The sequence below is a fragment of the Janibacter hoylei PVAS-1 genome, assembly GCF_000297495.1.
GTDB lineage: Bacteria > Actinomycetota > Actinomycetes > Actinomycetales > Dermatophilaceae > Janibacter > Janibacter hoylei.
Genome location: NZ_ALWX01000018.1, coordinates 1 through 17,613, shown reverse-complemented (window position 1 = coordinate 17,613; position 17,613 = coordinate 1). Strand labels below are relative to the sequence as shown.

Genomic DNA, 17,613 nt, shown 5'->3' with positions numbered 1-17,613 from the left:
TCGAAGGCCTGGGCGAAGTCGGTACGGCCTGTCGAAGCGCTCCTGGCAGTTCAGCTGACCGGGGAGGGCTCCCCGTCGTGCTGCCGGCCGCCCGTCGCTAGGCTCGTCGGCAGAGCGTCCGGCGCCACGGCCGGCCCACGAAGGGGAGGACCCACCCATGAAGAAGCTCGCCACCGTCTTCGCCGCCAGCGCGCTGGCCCTCGGCCTGAGCGCTTGCGGCAGCAGCCCGGAGGAGGACGCCGAGAAGGCCGTGACCGACTTCGCCCAGGCCTTCGAGGACAAGGACTACGAAAAGGTCTGCGACGCCATCGACCCCGAGATGGTCAAGACGATGGAGCAGGGCGGCATGAAGTGCGCCGAGGGCATGGAGGAGGGCGGCGACGAGATGGCCGAGGAGGCCAACGCCGACGACATCGAGATCCTCTCCTCCACCGTCTCCGATGACGAGAAGACCGCCACTGTCAAGGTGAAGAACGCCAAGGGCGAGGAAAACGACGTCAAGCTCAAGAAGGTCGACGACGAGTGGAAGATCACGATGGGCGCCTGACCTCGGGCAACCCGTCGAACCCTCCCTCCGCACGAGCTCACGCTCCTGCGGAGGGAGGGTTCTTCCGTGTCCAGGCACCCGCGCCGTTCCCTCAGAGTCCGCCCGCTGCGCGGACTCCCCGCGCCCCCCTGCCCTTCGAGACGGTCGCCCGCTGCGCAGACTCCCACCTCAGGACCCGGAGGCCGCCTACGGCCGCTACCCGACCCGCCCCCTGAGGAGGCCGCCTGCGGCCGTCTCGAAGGGGACTCAGCCGGGCAGCAGCAGCCCGTCGGCGGCGAGCCGGCGCACCAGGCCTGCTCCGGCGCCGAGGGCCTCACCGGTGGGCAGGTCGAGCAGTGCCGAGATCGCCGTGAGCGACTGGCGGGCGGTCAGCTCGCCGTCGCACACCGACACGAGCGCGGCGTCGAGGGTGTCGAGGCGGATCGAGCGGGCCAGGCCCCCGCCCTGGCGCAGGACGATGACATGGGGGTCGCTGGCGCCGGGCGCCGCGTGGGTCTCCGTCGTCACGTCGTCGGCGCAGCGCCACGCGGTGTCGAGCAGGGCGTCGTCGTCGAGTCCGGCGAGCCGGTCGCGGGCGACGAGCCCCGCCGCGATGGCCGGGCCCATCGGCGAGGCGACCGCCCCGGTCGCCTCGACGAGGTCGACGAAGGGAGCCCGCCGCGACGTCGGGCGGTGCAGCGTGATGACGCCGAAGCCGATCTGCTCGACACCCCGCTGCTCGAAGTCGTCGAGCCAGGCACCGACGAGCGCCTCGTGCTCGCTCGTGCCGGGCAGGTGCCCACCGTCGCGGGACCACAGCGCCGCGTACTCCGCGGGGTCCTGCACGTCGCGCTGGACGACCCACGCGTCGAGACCGCTCGCCGCGACCCACTCCCCGACGCGCTCGCGCCAGTCCTGGCCCGCCACCGACTCCCAGTTGCCGAGGAGCTGGGCGATGCCGCCCGGCGCGAGGTGCGCGCCGACCTGCTGGGTGAGCGCCGCGACGACGGCGTCGCCCGCGGCCCCGCCGTCGCGGTACTCGTAGAGCGGCACGTCGGCGGTGCGCGGCGTGATGACGAAGGGAGGATTGCTCACGATCAGGTCGAAGGCCTCCCCCGCGACCGGCTCGAGGAAGGAGCCCTCGCGCAGGTCCCAGTCCTGCTCGTTGAGCGCCGCGTTGAAGGCCGCGTAGCCGAGGGCCCGACGAGAGAGGTCGGTGGCGACGACCGCGTCGGCGTGGCCGGAGAGGTGCAGCGCCTGCACGCCGCAGCCGGTCCCGACGTCGAGGGCGCGGGCGACCCGGGGGCGGGGTGTCCACGACGCGAGGGTCGACGAGGCGCCCCCGATGCCGAGCACGTGGTCGACGGGCAGCGGGCCGCTGCGGGCGTGCTCGGTCGGGTCGGAGGCGACCCACCAGGCGCCTCCCGCGTCGTCGCCGTAGGGCCGCAGGTCGCACGTGGCGACGACGTGTGCGCCCTGCGGCTCGACGATCCCGAGGGTGACCGCGCCGGTGACGCCGGTGCGGGGCAGCGCCCGGGCGAGGTCGTCGGCGGCGGTGGGCAGCCCGAGGCCGAAGCAGCCGATGAGGATGCCGAGCGGGTCGCTGGCCCCGGCCACCGCGCGGCGGGCGGGCAGAGACTGCTCGCGCCCCAGCGCGTTGGCGGCGAGGTCGCCGAGCCGCTCCCTGACGGCGTCGACGGCGAAGGGGGCCTCCCCCAGGTCGGCGCGCAGCGCGGCGATCAGCTCGGGGTGGGTGCGGGGCGTGGTGCTGGCGGTCACCCGGCCGAGCCTAGTGGGGCGGCCACCTACGTCCGGTCGACCGCCGGCACCCCCTCGCCGTCGCCGTCGCCGACGGCGACGTCGTCGCGCTTGGTGATCACGAGCGCGGCGGCGACGACGAGCAGGGCGACCAGGGCGATGGCCCACCGGACGAGCTGGTCGGCGCCGTCACCGAGGTAGAGGGTGATGACGGCGGGCGCGATGAGCACGGCGACGAGGTTCATCACCTTGATGAGCGGGTTGATCGCGGGCCCGGCGGTGTCCTTGAAGGGGTCACCGACGGTGTCGCCGATGACCGCCGCCTCGTGAGCCGGCGACCCCTTGCCGCCGTGGTGCCCGTCCTCGACGATCTTCTTCGCGTTGTCCCACGCGCCACCGGAGTTGGCGAGGAAGACGGCCATGAGGGCACCGCAGGCGATCGCCCCGGCGAGGAAACCCGCGAGCGCCCCGATGCCCAGGCCGAATCCGACGACGATCGGGGTCAGGGCGGCGAGCAGGCCCGGGGTGGCGAGCTTGGCGAGCGAGTCGCGCGTGCAGATGTCGACGACCCGCGCGTACTCGGGCTTTTCGGTGCCCTCCATGATCCCGGGGTGCTCGCGGAACTGACGACGCACCTCGTGGACGATCGAGCCCGCGGCCACGGTGACCGCGTTGACCGCCAGGCCCGAAAACAGGAAGACGACCGCAGCCCCGAGCAGGAGCCCGACGAGCACGCTCGGCGTGACGATCTGGGTGTTGACCATGAGCTCGAGGTCGGCGACCTGCTGGGCCGTGACGCTCCCTTCGTCGACGGTCGACAGGGCACCGCGCCAGGCATCGGTGTAGCTGCCGAAGAGGGCGGTCGCGGCGAGCACGGCGGTCGCGATGGCGATGCCCTTGGTGATCGCCTTGGTCGTGTTGCCGACCGCGTCGAGCTCGGTGAGCACCTGAGCCGCCTCACCATAGACGTCACCGGACATCTCGGCGATGCCCTGCGCGTTGTCCGAGACCGGGCCGAAGGTGTCCATGGCGACGATGACCCCGACGGTCGTCAGCAGTCCGCAGCCGGCGAGCGCGATGAAGAAGAGGCCGAGGACGACGGAGGAGCCGCCGAGCAGGAAGGCGAGGTAGATGCACACGGCGATGGTCACGACCTTGTAGACCGCCGACTCGAGGCCCAGGCTGATCCCCGACAGGATCACGGTGGCGGCGCCGGTCTCGGTCGTGCGGGCGACGTCCATCGTCGGGCGCTTGTCGGTGCCGGTGTAGTAGCCGGTCATCCGCAGGATCACCGCGGCGAGGACGATGCCGAGGACGACCGCGAGCAGGGCGGCGCGCCGCGGGTCACCGACCAGCTGGGCGACCGTCTCGTCGGAGGAGCCGAGCTCGGCGTAGGTGCCGGGCAGGTAGAGGTAGGCCGCGGCGGCGCACAGCACGGCCGAGATCGCCGCGGAGATGAAGAAGCCCCGGTTGATGGCATCGAGCGCCGACTCGCCCGAGCGCGCCCGGGTGATGAAGATGCCGATCATCGCCGTGACCGCACCGATGGCCGGGATGAGCAGGGGGAAGACGAGCCCGTGGGCGCCGAAGGCCGCCGAGCCGAGGATGAGCGCGGCGACGAGCATCACGGCGTAGGACTCGAAGAGGTCGGCGGCCATGCCCGCGCAGTCGCCGACGTTGTCGCCCACGTTGTCCGCGATCGTCGCCGCATTGCGGGGGTCGTCCTCGGGGATGCCCGCCTCGACCTTGCCGACGAGGTCGGCGCCGACGTCAGCGGCCTTGGTGAAGATGCCGCCGCCGACCCGCATGAACATCGCGAGGAGCGCGGCGCCGAAGCCGAAGCCCTCGAGCACCTTGGGCGCATCACCCCGGTAGACGAGGACGACGACGGCCGCGCCGAGCAGACCGAGGCCCACGGTGAACATGCCGACGGTGCCGCCGGTGCGGAAGGCGATGCGCATGCCGTCGTCGCGGCCGGTGGAGCGGGCCGCCTCGGCGACGCGGACGTTGGCCTTGACCGCGAGCGACATCCCGAGATACCCGATGGCGGCGGAGAAGCCGGCGCCGAGGACGAAGAACCCCGAGCGACCCCACCGCACGCCCGAGGAGTCCGCGGGCAGGAAGAGCAGGAGGACGAAGACGAGCGCGACGAAGACGAGCAGGGTCCTGAACTGGCGGCGCAGGTAGGCGTGCGCGCCCTCCTCGACCGCCCCGGCGATCTCCTGCATGCGGGGCGTGCCCGCGCCGGCGGTGAGCACCTGGCCTCTGAGGACGACGCCGAGCACGAGGGCCAGCAGGCCGATGACGGCGACACCCCCCGACCAGACCCAGGTTGGTGCCGTCGAGGTCGATCGACGATGCGGTGGACAGGGTCGCGAGCGTGACAGCCATGCCATCCTCCTTGATGGGCGCGGGTCACGGCCGGTCCGTCATCAGGCGGGTCAGCCGCGCTGTCACCCTACTGCCGGGGCGCCCCCGCTGCCCGGACCGCGCCCTCGAGATCGGGGTGGATGTCGAGGAGCTGGTCGAGGCCGGTGATGGCGAAGACGCGCAGCACCCTCTCGTGCGAGGCCGCGACGGTGAGCGTCCCGCCGTGGCGGGCGAGCTTCTTGAGGCGGCCGACGACGATCCCGAGACCGGTCGAGTCGAGGAAGGTGACCCCTCCGAGGTCGAGCGTCAGGCGGCGTCGCCCGTCGGCGATGAGGGCCTCGAGGGCATCGCGCAGCACCGCGGCGGAGGCCACATCGATCTCCCCGGTGACGTGGACGATATTGACCTCTCCGGCTGCGCTGGTCGTGACGGAGATCGGCATCCGCCTACCGTAGAACACATGTCCCACACCCGCCCGCAGGCCCGCGACCTGCTCGCCGACCTGGCGCGCGGGCGCGAGGAGCTCGTCCGGCACGTCGAGTCGCTCCCCGCCCGCGAGCCGGAGCACGCCGACGTCCCCACGTGGGTCGCCCCTCCCCTGCGGCAGGCTCTGGCCGGGGCAGGCATCGCGCGACTGTGGTCGCACCAGGCGACCGCCGCGCAGGCCGCCCGCGAAGGGCGGCACGTCGTGCTCGCCACGGGGACGGCCTCGGGCAAGTCACTGGGCTATCTCCTCCCTTCGCTCACAGCAGTGCTCGAAGGGAGGGCCGCGGCCAACGGTCGCGGTGCCACCGCCCTCTACCTCTCCCCCACCAAGGCGCTGGCCGCCGACCAGCTCGCCCGCATCCAGTCGTGGGCGATCCCGGGGATCCGCGCCGCCACCTACGACGGCGACACCCCGACCGACGAGCGCCGGTGGATCCGTGACCACGCCGACGTCATCCTCACCAACCCCGACCTCGTCCACCACTCCCTCCTGCCCGGCCACGAGCACTGGGCGCACGTCCTGCGACGACTGCGCTATGTCGTCATCGACGAGTGCCACGTCTACCGCGGGGTCTTCGGCTCGCACGTCGCGCTGCTCATCCGTCGCCTGCGGCGGGTGGCGCGTCGGTACGGCGCCGACCCGGTCTTCGTCCTGGCCTCCGCGACCGTCGGCGACCCCGGCGGGCACGCCACCCGCCTCGTCGGCGACGACGTCCTCGCCGTCACCCACGACGGGTCGCCGCGCGGCGCGATGACCTTCGCGCTGTGGCAGCCGCCCGAGGACGACGAAGGGAGCCGCCGCTCCCCCACGACGGAGGCCGCCGACCTCATGGCCCACCTCGTGGGTCGCGACGTGCAGACGCTGGCCTTCGCGCGCTCCCGCGCCGGGGTCGAGGCCCTGGCCACCTCCGCGGCGCGGCAGGTGAGCGCCGCCGACGAGGGGCGGATCGCCGCCTACCGCGGCGGCTACCTGCCCGAGGAGCGCCGCGTCATCGAGCGTCGGCTGCGCGAGCGTGACCTGCTCGGGCTCGCCGCGACCAATGCCCTCGAGCTCGGCATCGACATCGCCGGGCTCGACGTCGTGCTCATGGCCGGCTGGCCGGGGCGGCTGGCGTCGGCGTGGCAGCAGGCAGGCCGCGCCGGCCGTGACGGGCAGGACGCCCTCGCCGTGCTGCTCGCGGCCGACGACCCGCTCGACACGTGGGTCGTCGACCACCCGGAGGCGATCTTCGACGCGCCGGTCGAGGCGAGCGTGCTCGACCCGGCCAATGTCCACGTGCTCGTACCGCACGTCGCGTGCGCGGCCGCCGAGATCCCGGTGACGCTCGACGACGAGGGGTGGTTCGGCGACGGCCTGGCAGGGGTGCTCGAGGTCCTCGTCGACCGCGGCATCCTGCGCCGTCGGCCGGGTGGCTGGTACTGGACCCGGCCGGACCGGCCGGGTGAGCACGTCTCCCTGCGCGGCATCGGTGAGGTGGTGAGCATCGTCGAAGGGAGGTCCGGCCGCGTCGTCGGCACGATCGACGAGTCATCGGCGCACGCCCAGGCGCACACGGGTGCGGTGCACGTGCACCAGGGGCGCACCTTCGTCGTCACCGAGCTCGATCTCGATCAGGCGACGGCCACGGTCGTCGCCGGCGACCCGGGGTGGACGACGCACGCCCAGTCGGTCTCCTCCTTCGACATCGTCGCCGAGGAGGCGGGGGTCGACCACGGGCCGGTGCGGGTCTCCTTCGGGCGGGTCGACGTGCGGCGCCAGGTGACCGGGTTCCTCCGGCGGCTGCCGAGCGGCGAGGTCATCGGGCGCCACGACCTCGACCTGCCCGAGCGCACCCTGTCGACGCGAGCCGTGTGGTGGACGATGACGCCGGAGGCACTCGCCGCCGCCGGAGTCGCCGAGGCCGACGTGCCGGGTGCCGCGCACGCCGCCGAGCACGCGGCGATCGGGATGCTCCCGCTGCTCGCGACCTGCGACCGGTGGGACATCGGTGGGGTCTCGACCGACCTGCACCCGGGCACGGGGTTACCGACGATCATGGTCTACGACGGGCACCCGGGCGGGGCCGGATTCGCGGCGCGGGCGCACGAGCGGATCACCGAGTGGCTGACGATGACCCGCGAGACGATCGCCGGGTGTGCGTGCGCCGGGGACGGCTGCCCGGCGTGCGTCGTCTCGCCGAAGTGCGGCAACGGCAACGAGCCGCTCGACGCGCGCGGCGCGGTGGCCCTGCTTGACCTGCTCCTGGGCACGCTCGGTCCTACAGTGAGCGAGGACCCGTTGCCGCAGACGGCGGGCTGACGCCACCGAAAGGAACCCCTCATGGTCATCCTCGGCATCATCCTCGTGCTCGTCGCCCTCCTCATCGGGGCGGCGCTGATCCTCGGGACCCAGGCGCCGGAGGTGTCGGGCCAGGAGGTCGACATCCGTCTCCTCGACGCGGTGACGATCAACCTCAACCCGCTGACCCTCGTCATCGCGGGCATGCTGACGATGCTGCTGCTGTGGCTGGGCCTGGTCACGATCAAGTGGGCGCTGACCCGCAAGGCGAAGGCACGTCGCCTGCGCAAGGAGCAGGAGGCGGAGTCGCGCCGCCGGCTGGCCGAGCAGGAGGCGGCCCACCAGGAAGAGCTCGCACAGCGCGAGCGCGACCTGGAGGAGCAGCGGGTCTCGACGCAGATCGCTCGCGAGCGGGCCGAGGTCGCCGAGAGCCACGACCCCACGACCAGCGCGGCCACCCAGCGGATCGACACGCGCGGGGCCGCGCCGGCCGACGACGCCACCCGCCCGATCCGCCGCGACCCGCGCGCCTGACGGGCCGGCCGTGATCTGGGTCGGTCTGGCCGTCGCCGGGTGCGCGGCCGCCTTGCACGTCTTCATCTTCTACCTCGAGTCCTTCGCGTGGACGACCCGCGCCCGGGGCGTCTTCGGCACCTCGGTGGAAGAGGCCCAGGTCACCCGCGAGCTCGCCTTCAACCAGGGGTTCTACAACCTCTTCCTCGCCATCGCCGTCGCGCTGGGCATCGTCGTGCACGCGGTCGGGCACGAGGCGGTCGGCCTGACGCTCGTGCTCACCGGTGTCGGCTCGATGCTCGCCGCGAGCCTCGTCCTGCTCCTCTCCAGCCCGGACAAGGCCCGCGCCGCCGTCAACCAAGGGGTCCTGCCCGCGCTGGCGATCGCGCTGCTCGTCGCCGGACTTGCCCTCTGACGCCGCCGGTCAGGGTCCGTCGAGGAGGCCGCCCACGGCCGTCTGGTCGGGCTGCGGCCCCGCGCGGGCCCTCCCTTCGGCCTGCTCCGGCCCGACACCGCCGAGACGAAGGGGGATCCTCGCCGCGACCGTGACCGTCACGTCCCCGTCGCCGGTGACCCGGCAGTCGAGGAGCCGGACGTCGTGCCGCTGCGCCAGACGGTAGGACTCCGCGCACGCCGCGGAGGCGTCGAGAGAGGCTTGGTACTCGATCGCCCCCGCGAGTGCCGACAGGTCGGCAGCCGACCGCGCGATGTGCGCGGCACGGACAGCCGAGAGCACCGCGAGCGCCGCGACCGTGACAGTGAGCAGCACGGCGATGAGGGCGAGCGACATGATCGTCGAGGACCCTGCTTCGGCGTGCAGGTCACGCCGGGTCATGAGTCGGCTCCACGCGCGCCGTTGAGAAGCACGAGGTCTCCCCCGTCGCGAAGGCGAGGACCTCCGGCGGTGAGCTCGTCACCGTCACCGTGACGTCGCGACCGCCTCGGGCGACCTCGAGACTCGCACCCTCGGGGGCGAGGGCTCGGGCGTCGTCGAGGGCGCGCCCCGGGTCCTCACCGCGGGCGATCTCGCGAACGGCCACGCGCGCGGCATCGACGCAACGGACCCGGTCGACGCCCCAGGCAAGGGCGCCGAGACAGATCGTCAGGACGAGGACGACGGCGGGGAGGGTGAGGGCGAGCTCCGCCGTCACCATCCCCGACTCGTCGCCCGCCCTAGCGGATGCCGAGCGCCTCGAGGATGACATCGGACAGGCCCGACTTGATGGTCCCCGACTTCACGACCGCCAGCAGGACGATCGCGAACGTGCAGGCGGCCAAGGTGCCGACGGCGTACTCGGCGGTCGTCATGCCGGCCTCGCAGGCCAACCGGGCCCGGTGGCTCCACCGGACGATGGACTTCTTCATGGGACGCTCCTCCCTTCGGCGGCACCCGATGTGCCGCGGTGAGGTCCACCCTTCGCCCTGAGCGGTTCTCCTGACCGCGGCCCGGGCCATCTGTGCACGACCCCACCCCGCACCCAGCACCTGTGGATCCCCGACGGTCCTCGCGCAACCGTCGACCGGTCGATATCGGAAGGAGGCAGCCAGCGTGGTGCACGGCGATCAGCGAGGCACCGCCGGCCGTCTGGCTGCGGTGATCGTCAGGACCCCGCTCATGGGTCACCCACTCCTCAGGACAGCTGGGTCCCCACGAGCACGGCGACCGTGGGCACCACGGCCGTCGCGATGAAGGCCGGCAGGAAGCACAGGCCGAGGGGCAGCACGAGCATGACCGCCGCCCGACCTCCCGCTTCCTCGAGACGTCTCGCCTCGGTCTCACGCAGGTTGCTCGCGGCGTCGAGGAGCACGGTCGCCGACGGAGCTCCGACGGCGTCCGCGACGACGAAGGCCGTCGCCGTCGGCCCCCACACCCCACGGGCGTAGGTCCACGCCTGGCTCATGGATCGCCCCCAGCGCAGGGCGGCGGCCACCCGGCGCAGGTCCTCCGCCGCGCCGGCCGCGGACACCCCGGCCACCTCGTCGAGGGACTGCACGAGCCCACGACCGGACTGCAGGGCGAGTGCGAGCAGGACGCTCGCGTCCGCAACCTCGTCCACCGTGACCGAGGAGGCCGGCGCCTCCCCCACGGGCTCCGCGTCACGGCGCCACCACCGCAGATGAGCGCTGCGGCCGGGCCAGGCAAGGACCGCCACGACGACGAGGAAGGCGACGGTCGGGCTCACGTGTGCTCCCGGGGCGCGACAGCACGGGCGAGCACCCGCCGGCAGACGAGCCAGCCGAGCGCCGTGAGCACGAGGCCGAGCACAGCGCAGGCCATCGTCACCGCGCTGTGCCCGTACACCTCCCACGGCGTCAGGCCGAAGGCGAACCCCGCCAGCAGCCCCACCAGTGGCAGCAGCGTGAGCATCCGCATCGTCGCTCGGGCACCCGCCGTCGAGGCCTCCAGACGTCGCCGGGCCTGCACCCTGGCCCGCAGCACCTGCGCACTCGTCGCCATCGACGGGGCGAGCGCGACACCCAGGTCCTCGCTGAGCGACCACGCACCGGCGAGCGGCGCCAACTCCTCGCGCTCGCTCGCGTGCCGACGCCACACCGCCCCCGCGACGCCACCAGTTGCCAGCTCGTCGCGCACCTCCTCGAGCACCCGGCGCCACGGTCGGGGCGCCTGGGCGGCGACGACCCGCAGGGCCGACACCGGCGCCGCGCCCGAGCGCAGGGCCATCGCGAGCAGATCGGCCACCCCGGCGAGCGACTCGAGGTCCTCGACCCGACCGGTCGACACGTGACGACCCCGCCACCACCTGCGCGGTGTGGCGAGGGCGCTGCCAGGGCCCATGTCGACGCCGGCGGCTCGGCCGGGCCAGACGAGGGCCGCTGCGAGGACGAGGCCCACGACTGCGAGCGTCATGACCGCACCGGCAATGGACCGATGGAGTCGACGACCCGTCGGCCGCCGACACGACGGAGGTGGACGACGACCTCGAGCGCGCTGGCCACCTGCGCGCGCACCGCATCACGACTCATCCCGGCGAGCGCTCCCAGCGCCTCGAGCCGGCTCGGCACGTCCTCGGCGCGATTGGCGTGGAGGGTGCCGCAGCCCCCTTCGTGGCCCGTGTTGAGGGCGAGCAGGAGGTCCCTCACCTCTGCCCCGCGGACCTCTCCCACGACGAGGCGGTCCGGGCGCATCCGCAGGGCCTGCCGCACGAGGTCGACCATCGTCACCTCGCCGGCCCCCTCGGTGTTGGCCGACCGGGCCTGCAGGCGCACGACGTGTGGGTGGCCGACGTCGATCTCGCCGACGTCCTCGACGACGACGAGCCGCTCGGCCGCCGGCACCTCGGCGAGCAGGGCCGCGAGCAGGGTCGTCTTGCCCGTGCCCGTGCCGCCCGTGACGACATAGGCCTGCCGGTCGTGGACGATCTCGCGCAACCGTGCGGCCTGGCCGGCGCTGGCCATGCCGAGCGTGACGAGCGCATCGAGTCCTCCGCCTCGGTGACGCGGGATCCGCAGGCTCAGGTGGGCGCCACCGGCCACGAGCGGGGGCAGCACGGCGTGCAGCCGGATCCCCCGCGGGAGCAACCCGTCGACCCAGGGTTGGGCATCGTCCAGGCGACGACCTGCCACCGCGGAGAGGCGCGTCGCGAGCCGACGCACCGCCTCGGGCCCGTCGAGCTCCACCCCGGCGGCCACCACCCCGGCACCGCGGTCGACCCACACCGACCCATCGCCGTTGACAAGCACGTCCGTCACGGCCTCGTCCTCGACGAGGGGCTCGAGCGTCCCGAGCCCCATGAGGTCGGCCCGCAGCTGACCCGAGCGTCGCAGCGCCCCTGCGCTGCCCAGGCGGACCGCCTCGGTGCGGGCCACCTCCTCGATCACGGCGTCGTCCGGCGCGCGACCGGCCCGCACCTGCGCGTCGATCGCGCTCGACCACGTCATGACGCCAGCCCCAGGACCTGCTCCGACAGCGGCTGCCGAGCCTCCGGCAGCGCTGCCGCCAGGGCGCGCGCGACCTCGCCCACCGGGCCCTTGGGCCGTGGCGCCCGCCCATGGGCCTCGTCGCGCACCACGCCCGGGTCGTCGCAGAGGTGGTCGAGCAGGGTCAGCCCCAGGTGGTCGGCCGCACGCTCGGCGACCCGGCCGGCGCGGCGTGGCCCCCCGGGTGACGAGCAGGGTCTGCTCCGGCAGACTGCCCTGCCCGGCGAGCGCCTCACCGTCACGCAGCCACCGCGGGCGCAGCCCCACCAGCACCACCGCGACGTCTGCCATCTCCGACCACACCCGTGGGAGCCGCCCCGAGCACGGCAGGTCGACGACGACGGGACCGATCGCCGCCAGCCCCGTGACGACATCACGCACGACCTCGGCCGACGGCCGCTGCCCGCGGGCCGCCAGCACGGGGACCGGCCCCCGCGGCAGTGCCTCGCGCAGCCGAGCCGCGTCGACCCGCCCGTCGTGGTCGGCGAGGTCACCCCACCGCAGCCCCTCGAGGTGCTCGGCCGCCACCGTCGCGTCCACTCCCCCGCCGCCGAAGGCGCCGTCCACCAGCGTGGGTGAGGCCTCCCGGGCGAGGACGGTGGCGGCGGTCGCGGCGAAGGTCGAGACGCCCAGACCACCCGAGGCTGCGGTGATGACGACGACGGGGTGCATGCCTCGACCGTGCCCGCTACCCGCAGCTCACGGGACGATCGCGGCGCACCTATGGACGAGCACCGGCCCCGGCGCTGGCCTGTGGACGACGAGACGGCACGGGCCCGGCAGGGCCTCGGCAGGGCTGGGGACGCGCCCCGGGAAAAGGGGACGGCCCCGGCGGGGGAGCGCCGGGGCCGTCAACGCGCGGACTCCGGGGGGGAGGGAGCCGTGCGCTGGCCGCTCAACCCGAAGGGAGCGGCTGATGAGCAACTCTAATACGCATCGGCTCGAATGCAATTCGGACCGGTGGATAACCTCCGGCGCCCTCAGCCGAGTCGTCCCGAGCGCACCGAGTCGGCCACCCGCCAGCCCTCCTCGGCGCCCGCGACGAGCGAGTCCCCGCAGTGCGTGAGCCACAGGCTGACCCCCGGCGCGCCACCGTGGACGTACCCGTTGAGCGACCCGAGGTAGGCGGGCCCCCCCTTCGTGCCCGTGACCCGCCTCGGGGACGGCCACACCGGTGGGGTCCAGCCCGGTCGCCGCGATGAGCGCGCGCTCCACCGCGCGTGCCACGAGGCCGTTGCCGACGACGAAGGGCCGGGTCGCCGCGATCTCCGCGTGGACGATCGAGGCGACGACGAGCGCCGGCGCGGCGCTCGCCGACCGCATGAGCTCGATGATCCCGTCGAGACGCTGCCGCAGCTCGGCACCCGTCGGGGCCGGCCCGAGGTCGGCGAACTCCTCGCACCCCTCCCCCTCGACCCGCGGACGCCCCAGCTGGTCACGGTCCTCCACGAGCTCGGCCGCGGCGGCCGTGTGCAGCCGGGCGAGCGCCTGGCCCGGGGCACGGGTCACGAGGTCACGCAGGTGCTCGCTCTCGGCCGTCGCCGCGATGGCGCCGTGGATGACGCGCTCGGCAGGGTCCGGGTCCGGGGTGCGCTCCCGCGCCCCCATCATCAGCTCGCGCACGATCGACGCCGTCGAGCGCGCCCCGTCGAGCTCGGCGCTCGCCCACGCGCCCCGCACGCGCGACTCCGCCGATGCCTCGGGGATCCGTCGCCGCAGCGCCTCGTGCCACCGGAGGTTGGTGCACACCTCGCGGGCCCGGTCCGAGGCCTGCGCGACCTCGGGGATCTCGGCGAGCTGGGTCAGGGCGGTGACGAGGGGGCTGGAGTCAGGCACCCGCACAGCGTAGGCCGCACTAGGGTGCGGCCATGGAAGCCGGCCTGCACCTGCCCACCGTGGCGGTGGTCACCGGCGCCTTCCTCGCGGTGTGGCTCGTCATCGGCCTCGCCCGCTGGCGACGCGCCCGCCCGGGCTTCATCTCGGTCACCGACCAGGCCACCTACGAGACCCTGCACACCGCCTCCGAAGCCGCTCGCCACCTCGCCGACGGCTTCACCGACGATGGCTGCGAGCGCGCGGCGCCCTACCTGCGCGCCATGCTCGCCACCCCGGGGCTGGCGGTGTGCGACACCTCGAGCGTCCTCGTGTGGGAGGGCGAAGGGAGGCACCACCTGCCGAGCGTGGTCGACCAGGCCGCACCGGTCCTCTCGTCCGGCCAGACCGTGGTCCTCGGCCCCGACGTCGTCACGTGCACGCAGACCGACTGCCCCGTGCGGGCGGCGGTCATCGCTCCGGTGACCGCGGATGGTCGGGTCATCGGGGCCGTCGCCGGCTACGGCCCGGCCGTCTCCGCGGGTCTGGCCCGCGCTGCGGAGGAGGTCGCCGCCTGGGTCGCCACGCAGGTCGAGCTCGCCGACCTCTCCTTCGAGCGCACCCGCGCGATGGAGGCCGAGCTGCGCGCCCTGCGCGCCCAGATCTCCCCGCACTTCATCTACAACTCCCTCGCCGCGATCGCCTCCTTCGTGCGCACCGACCCGGCACGGGCCCGCGAGCTGCTGCTCGAGTTCGCCGACTTCACCCGTTACGCACTGCGGCGCGGCGGCGCCTTCACGACGGTGCGGGAGGAGCTGCGCAATGTCGAGCGCTACCTCGTGCTCGAGCAGGCCCGCTTCGGCGACCGGCTCGGCATCACCCTGAAGATCGCCCCGGAGGTGCTGCCGGTCCGCGTCCCCTACCTCGCGATCCAACCCCTCGTCGAAAACGCGGTGCGCCACGGCCTGGCACCCAAGGAGGGTCCGGGGCACGTCACCCTCAGCGCGACCGACCACGGCACCGAGGCCGAGATCACCATCGACGACGACGGCGTCGGCGCCGAGCCGGAGTCGATCCGCAAGGTGCTCGACGGCCAGTCGCGCGCCGACTCCGTGGGCCTCGGCAACGTGGACGCCCGGCTCCGTCAGGTCTACGGCGATGAGTTCGGCCTCGTCGTCGACACGGCGCCGGGCGCCGGGATGAGGGTTTCCTTCCGGGTACCCAAGTACTCCCCTGCACTCGAAGAACCGGCCTAGTCTGGTGGCCATGCCACCTCCGCCCCAGCCCGACGGGCTCGTCGTGCTCGTGGTCGACGACGAGGCACCGGCACGCAACGAGGTCGCCTGGCTCCTCGACCGGGACGAGCGGGTCGCCCGCGTGCTCACGGCCGCGAGCGGGACCGCTGCCCTGGCCGCCCTCGAGCGTGAGCACGTCGACGTCGTCTTCAGCGACATCTCGATGCCCGGGCTCGACGGCATGCAGCTGGCCCGCGTCATCCGGCGCTTCACCGAGCGCCCACAGGTCGTCTTCGTCACCGCCCACGACGAGCACGCGGTCGACGCCTTCGACCTCGACGCCGTCGACTACCTCATGAAGCCCGTGCGCCCCGAGCGCATCGGCGAGGCCGTGCGTCGCTGCCTCACCGCCGCCAAGCGCGAGGCCCACCCGTCACCGCCCGAGGACGCGGAGACCATCCCGGTCGAGCTCGGCGGGGTCACCCGCTTCATCCCCCGCAGCGACATCCGCTGGGTCCAGGCCCAGGGTGACTACGCGCGGCTGCACACCCCCACCGGCTCTCACCTCGTGCGCATCCCGCTCGCCACCCTCGAGGAGCAATGGGCCGCGGCAGGATTTGTCCGCATCCACCGCTCGACCCTCGTCTCGACGCGACACATCAGCGAGATCCACCAGGACGGTGGGCGCTGCAGCGTCGTCGTCGACGGCACCGAGCTGCAGGTCAGCCGCCGGCACACCCGACACCTGCGCGGCACCCTCCTCCGGCCCCGCCAGGCTCGGACGAGGGGTGAGCACCCCTCCCCAGCGGGTCCGGGTCACGCGGACCCGCCGCCCCAGCCGCCGCGAACGTCCCCGGACGGTCCGCGACGAGATCGCCGGCAACTCCTCGCTCGGGGCGGCCTACGTCACCTCGCTCATGCGCGCCCAGCTCCAGCTCTCCCTCTCGACCATCGCCTTCGGTGCGGTGACGCTCGGAGCGCTGCCCCTCGTCTTCGCCCTCATCCCAGCGGCCCGACGCTGGACCGCCTTAGGGCTGCCCCTGCCGTGGGTGGTGCTCGGCGTGCTCGTCTACCCGGGCGTCGTCCTCACCGCTCGGTGGTACACCCGCGCCAGCGAGCGGCTCGAGGCCGACTTCGGCGACGTCGTGGGGCGCCGGTGACCGAGCCCCTGAGCGTCCTGGCGATCGCGATCGTCTGCCTGACGACGCTGACGCTCGGTGCGCTCGGGCTGACGACTGGCCAAGGGCACGAGCGACTTCTACGTCGCCGGCCGCACCGTCACCCCCTGGCGCAATGCGAGTGCCATCGGCGGCGAGTACCTCTCGGCGGCCAGCTACCTTGGCGTCGCCGGGCTCGTCTACGACCAGGGCATCGACATGCTGTGGATGCCGATCGGCTACACCATCGGCTACCTCGTGCTGCTCATCCTCGTCGCCGCACCCCTGCGGCGATCCGGCGCCTACACCCTCCCCGACTTCGCCGAGGCCCGTCTGGAGTCCCGGGCCCTGCGCCGCGGGTGCGCCCTCCTCGTCGTCGGCATCGGCTGGCTCTACCTGCTCCCCCAGATGCAGGGTGCCGGCCTGGCGCTGCGCCACGTGAGCGGGCTGCCCACCTGGGTCGGCGCGACGGTCCTCACCGTCATCGTCGTGCTCAACGTCGCAGCCGGCGGCATGCGCTCGGTGACGCTCGTGCAGTCCGTGCAGTACTGGATCAAGCTCACGGCGATCGCCGTCCCCGCCTTCGTCCTGCTGCTCGTCTGGCACCGCTCCGGCTCACCCACACCGCAGGCCCCCGCGTCCTGGTGGGAACCGCTCACCTCCGACGAACCCACGCCCCGCACCCTCTTCACGACCTACAGCACCCTCGCCGCGCTCTGCCTCGGCACGATGGGCCTGCCGCACATCGCCGTGCGCTTCTACACCAACCCGGACGGGGTCGCGGCGCGCCGTACGACCGTCTCCGTCCTCGCCCTGCTGAGCATCTTCTACGTCTTCCCGCCGGTCTACGGGTACCTCGGCCGGGCCTACCTCGACCCCGTCGACACCGCCGGCGACCCCAGCCGCACCGTCGTCCTCGCCCTGCCCGGCGCCATGCTCTCCGGGCTCGACGGTCAGCTCCTCACGGCACTCGTGGCCGCCGGGGCCTTCGCCGCCTTCCTCGCCACCGCTTCGGGTGTCGCGATGTCCGTCGCCGGCGCCATCGACCAGGACGTGCTGCGGCCGCTCACCGCCCGCCTCACCCAGGGTGACGCCACCCCGTCCTCCTCCTTCCGGCTCGCCGCCATGGTCGGGGTGCTCGCCCCCTTCGTCACGGCCGTCACGGCCGAGCCGATCGGCATCTCCTCCGCGGTGGGGCACGCCTTCGCCATCGCCGCCGCCACCTTTGCGCCCCTGCTGATCCTCGGCGTCTGGTGGACCCGCCTCACCGCGAAGGGGGGCGGCCGCGGGCGTCCTCGTCGGCGGCACCACGACGAGCCTCGCGGCGATCGTCTCCGTCCTCGCCCTCGCGCCCGAGGGATGGCCGGGTGCGCTCGTCGCCGCACCGACGGCCTGGGCGACGCCGCTCGCCGTCGTCGTCGCGATCGTCGTCTCGCTGCTCACGCCGGGCTCCCGCCCGCGACGCGTGGCCCGCACGACTGACCCGCCTGCACACCCCGGAGGACGTCCTCGCCGAGCCCGCTGMCCGCCTCGTCGCGC

General features: G+C 73.7%; 17 protein-coding genes and 1 pseudogene. 8 read left to right on the top strand and 10 right to left on the bottom strand.

Annotated features, from left to right (window positions below):
* The first annotated feature begins 157 nt into the window (after nucleotides 1-157).
* The gene (locus B277_RS04705; protein ID WP_007925726.1) at nucleotides 158-547 is read left to right on the top strand and encodes a DUF4878 domain-containing protein; all 390 of its coding nucleotides are present in this window, start codon (nucleotides 158-160) and stop codon (nucleotides 545-547) included.
* Between the two features lie 246 nt (nucleotides 548-793).
* Here B277_RS04705 and B277_RS04700 read toward each other — a convergent pair whose 3' ends face one another.
* The 3 genes from B277_RS04700 to B277_RS04690 form a co-directional block, all read right to left on the bottom strand.
* Nucleotides 794-2,305: a DUF7059 domain-containing protein gene (locus B277_RS04700; protein ID WP_007925725.1), complete on the bottom strand. Its 1,512-nt coding sequence runs from the start codon at nucleotides 2,303-2,305 to the stop codon at nucleotides 794-796.
* A gap of 26 nt (nucleotides 2,306-2,331) precedes the next feature.
* Complete coding sequence (locus tag B277_RS04695; RefSeq protein WP_007925724.1) at nucleotides 2,332-4,680, bottom strand: sodium-translocating pyrophosphatase; 2,349 nt, start codon at nucleotides 4,678-4,680, stop codon at nucleotides 2,332-2,334.
* Between the two features lie 62 nt (nucleotides 4,681-4,742).
* Nucleotides 4,743-5,096 (bottom strand): STAS domain-containing protein, encoded by a 354-nt coding sequence (locus B277_RS04690; protein WP_007925719.1) that lies wholly within the window; start codon nucleotides 5,094-5,096, stop codon nucleotides 4,743-4,745.
* 18 nt (nucleotides 5,097-5,114) lie between these two features.
* Between B277_RS04690 and B277_RS04685 the strand changes: the two genes are divergently transcribed.
* Genes B277_RS04685 through B277_RS04675 form a run of 3 tightly spaced genes read left to right on the top strand, consistent with a single transcriptional unit; the run spans nucleotide 5,115 to nucleotide 8,346 of the window.
* On the top strand, nucleotides 5,115-7,439 hold the full coding sequence (locus B277_RS04685; protein ID WP_007925717.1) for a DEAD/DEAH box helicase: 2,325 nt from the start codon (nucleotides 5,115-5,117) through the stop codon (nucleotides 7,437-7,439).
* A gap of 21 nt (nucleotides 7,440-7,460) precedes the next feature.
* On the top strand, nucleotides 7,461-7,952 hold the full coding sequence (locus tag B277_RS04680) for a hypothetical protein (protein WP_007925716.1): 492 nt from the start codon (nucleotides 7,461-7,463) through the stop codon (nucleotides 7,950-7,952).
* A gap of 10 nt (nucleotides 7,953-7,962) precedes the next feature.
* Nucleotides 7,963-8,346: a DUF1304 domain-containing protein gene (locus B277_RS04675; protein ID WP_007925715.1), complete on the top strand. Its 384-nt coding sequence runs from the start codon at nucleotides 7,963-7,965 to the stop codon at nucleotides 8,344-8,346.
* A 9-nt stretch (nucleotides 8,347-8,355) separates the two neighbouring features.
* Here B277_RS04675 and B277_RS04670 read toward each other — a convergent pair whose 3' ends face one another.
* The 7 genes from B277_RS04670 to B277_RS04640 form a co-directional block, all read right to left on the bottom strand.
* The gene (locus B277_RS04670) at nucleotides 8,356-8,766 is read right to left on the bottom strand and encodes an Rv3654c family TadE-like protein (RefSeq protein ID WP_007925714.1); all 411 of its coding nucleotides are present in this window, start codon (nucleotides 8,764-8,766) and stop codon (nucleotides 8,356-8,358) included.
* Entirely contained in the window at nucleotides 8,753-9,085 is a 333-nt protein-coding gene (locus B277_RS04665; RefSeq protein ID WP_007925713.1) for a TadE family type IV pilus minor pilin, read from the bottom strand. Before B277_RS04665 ends, B277_RS04670 begins: the two co-directional genes overlap by 14 nt.
* A 19-nt stretch (nucleotides 9,086-9,104) precedes the next feature.
* On the bottom strand, nucleotides 9,105-9,296 hold the full coding sequence (locus B277_RS04660; RefSeq protein ID WP_007925712.1) for a DUF4244 domain-containing protein: 192 nt from the start codon (nucleotides 9,294-9,296) through the stop codon (nucleotides 9,105-9,107).
* A gap of 266 nt (nucleotides 9,297-9,562) precedes the next feature.
* Nucleotides 9,563-10,114 (bottom strand): type II secretion system F family protein, encoded by a 552-nt coding sequence (locus tag B277_RS04655; RefSeq protein WP_007925710.1) that lies wholly within the window; start codon nucleotides 10,112-10,114, stop codon nucleotides 9,563-9,565.
* A complete protein-coding gene (locus B277_RS15805; RefSeq protein ID WP_051987873.1) occupies nucleotides 10,111-10,800 on the bottom strand; it encodes a type II secretion system F family protein in 690 nt (229 codons plus the stop codon). The genes B277_RS04655 and B277_RS15805 overlap by 4 nt, the downstream gene beginning before the upstream one ends.
* Nucleotides 10,797-12,542 (bottom strand): TadA family conjugal transfer-associated ATPase, encoded by a 1,746-nt coding sequence (locus tag B277_RS18810; protein ID WP_007925706.1) that lies wholly within the window; start codon nucleotides 12,540-12,542, stop codon nucleotides 10,797-10,799. Before B277_RS18810 ends, B277_RS15805 begins: the two co-directional genes overlap by 4 nt.
* 27 nt (nucleotides 12,543-12,569) lie before the next feature.
* Nucleotides 12,570-13,706, bottom strand: coding sequence for a Fic family protein (locus B277_RS04640; protein WP_238539370.1), 1,137 nt, complete (start codon nucleotides 13,704-13,706; stop codon nucleotides 12,570-12,572).
* Nucleotides 13,707-13,738: 32 nt separating this feature from the next.
* Here B277_RS04640 and B277_RS04635 point away from each other — a divergent pair, with 32 nt between their 5' ends.
* The 4 genes and pseudogenes from B277_RS04635 to B277_RS04620 all read left to right on the top strand — a co-directional run bounded on the left by B277_RS04635 (nucleotide 13,739) and on the right by B277_RS04620 (nucleotide 17,556).
* A complete protein-coding gene (locus B277_RS04635) occupies nucleotides 13,739-14,938 on the top strand; it encodes a sensor histidine kinase (protein ID WP_007925703.1) in 1,200 nt (399 codons plus the stop codon).
* Between the two features lie 10 nt (nucleotides 14,939-14,948).
* Nucleotides 14,949-15,611, top strand: a pseudogene (locus B277_RS16535) (LytR/AlgR family response regulator transcription factor); the annotation flags it as partial.
* A gap of 94 nt (nucleotides 15,612-15,705) precedes the next feature.
* A complete protein-coding gene (locus B277_RS16530) occupies nucleotides 15,706-16,077 on the top strand; it encodes a hypothetical protein (protein ID WP_007925695.1) in 372 nt (123 codons plus the stop codon).
* 75 nt (nucleotides 16,078-16,152) lie between these two features.
* Nucleotides 16,153-17,556, top strand: a complete 1,404-nt coding sequence (locus tag B277_RS04620) for a sodium/solute symporter (RefSeq protein WP_338009730.1) — start codon at nucleotides 16,153-16,155, stop codon at nucleotides 17,554-17,556.
* The last annotated feature ends 57 nt before the right edge of the window (nucleotides 17,557-17,613 follow it).

What these genes read in the sequence shown, in the direction of transcription:
- B277_RS04670 (WP_007925714.1), bottom strand. Translation starts at nt 8,766, where the DNA reads ATGACCCGGCGTGACCTGCACGCCGAAGCAGGGTCCTCGACGATCATG.
- B277_RS04635 (WP_007925703.1), top strand. Translation starts at nt 13,739, where the DNA reads ATGGAAGCCGGCCTGCACCTGCCCACCGTGGCGGTGGTCACCGGCGCC.
- B277_RS04695 (WP_007925724.1), bottom strand. Translation starts at nt 4,680, where the DNA reads ATGGCATGGCTGTCACGCTCGCGACCCTGTCCACCGCATCGTCGATCG.
- B277_RS18810 (WP_007925706.1), bottom strand. Translation starts at nt 12,542, where the DNA reads ATGCACCCCGTCGTCGTCATCACCGCAGCCTCGGGTGGTCTGGGCGTC.
- B277_RS15805 (WP_051987873.1), bottom strand. Translation starts at nt 10,800, where the DNA reads ATGACGCTCGCAGTCGTGGGCCTCGTCCTCGCAGCGGCCCTCGTCTGG.
- B277_RS04660 (WP_007925712.1), bottom strand. Translation starts at nt 9,296, where the DNA reads ATGAAGAAGTCCATCGTCCGGTGGAGCCACCGGGCCCGGTTGGCCTGC.
- B277_RS04665 (WP_007925713.1), bottom strand. Translation starts at nt 9,085, where the DNA reads ATGGTGACGGCGGAGCTCGCCCTCACCCTCCCCGCCGTCGTCCTCGTC.
- B277_RS04690 (WP_007925719.1), bottom strand. Translation starts at nt 5,096, where the DNA reads ATGCCGATCTCCGTCACGACCAGCGCAGCCGGAGAGGTCAATATCGTC.
- B277_RS04685 (WP_007925717.1), top strand. Translation starts at nt 5,115, where the DNA reads ATGTCCCACACCCGCCCGCAGGCCCGCGACCTGCTCGCCGACCTGGCG.
- B277_RS04680 (WP_007925716.1), top strand. Translation starts at nt 7,461, where the DNA reads ATGGTCATCCTCGGCATCATCCTCGTGCTCGTCGCCCTCCTCATCGGG.
- B277_RS04705 (WP_007925726.1), top strand. Translation starts at nt 158, where the DNA reads ATGAAGAAGCTCGCCACCGTCTTCGCCGCCAGCGCGCTGGCCCTCGGC.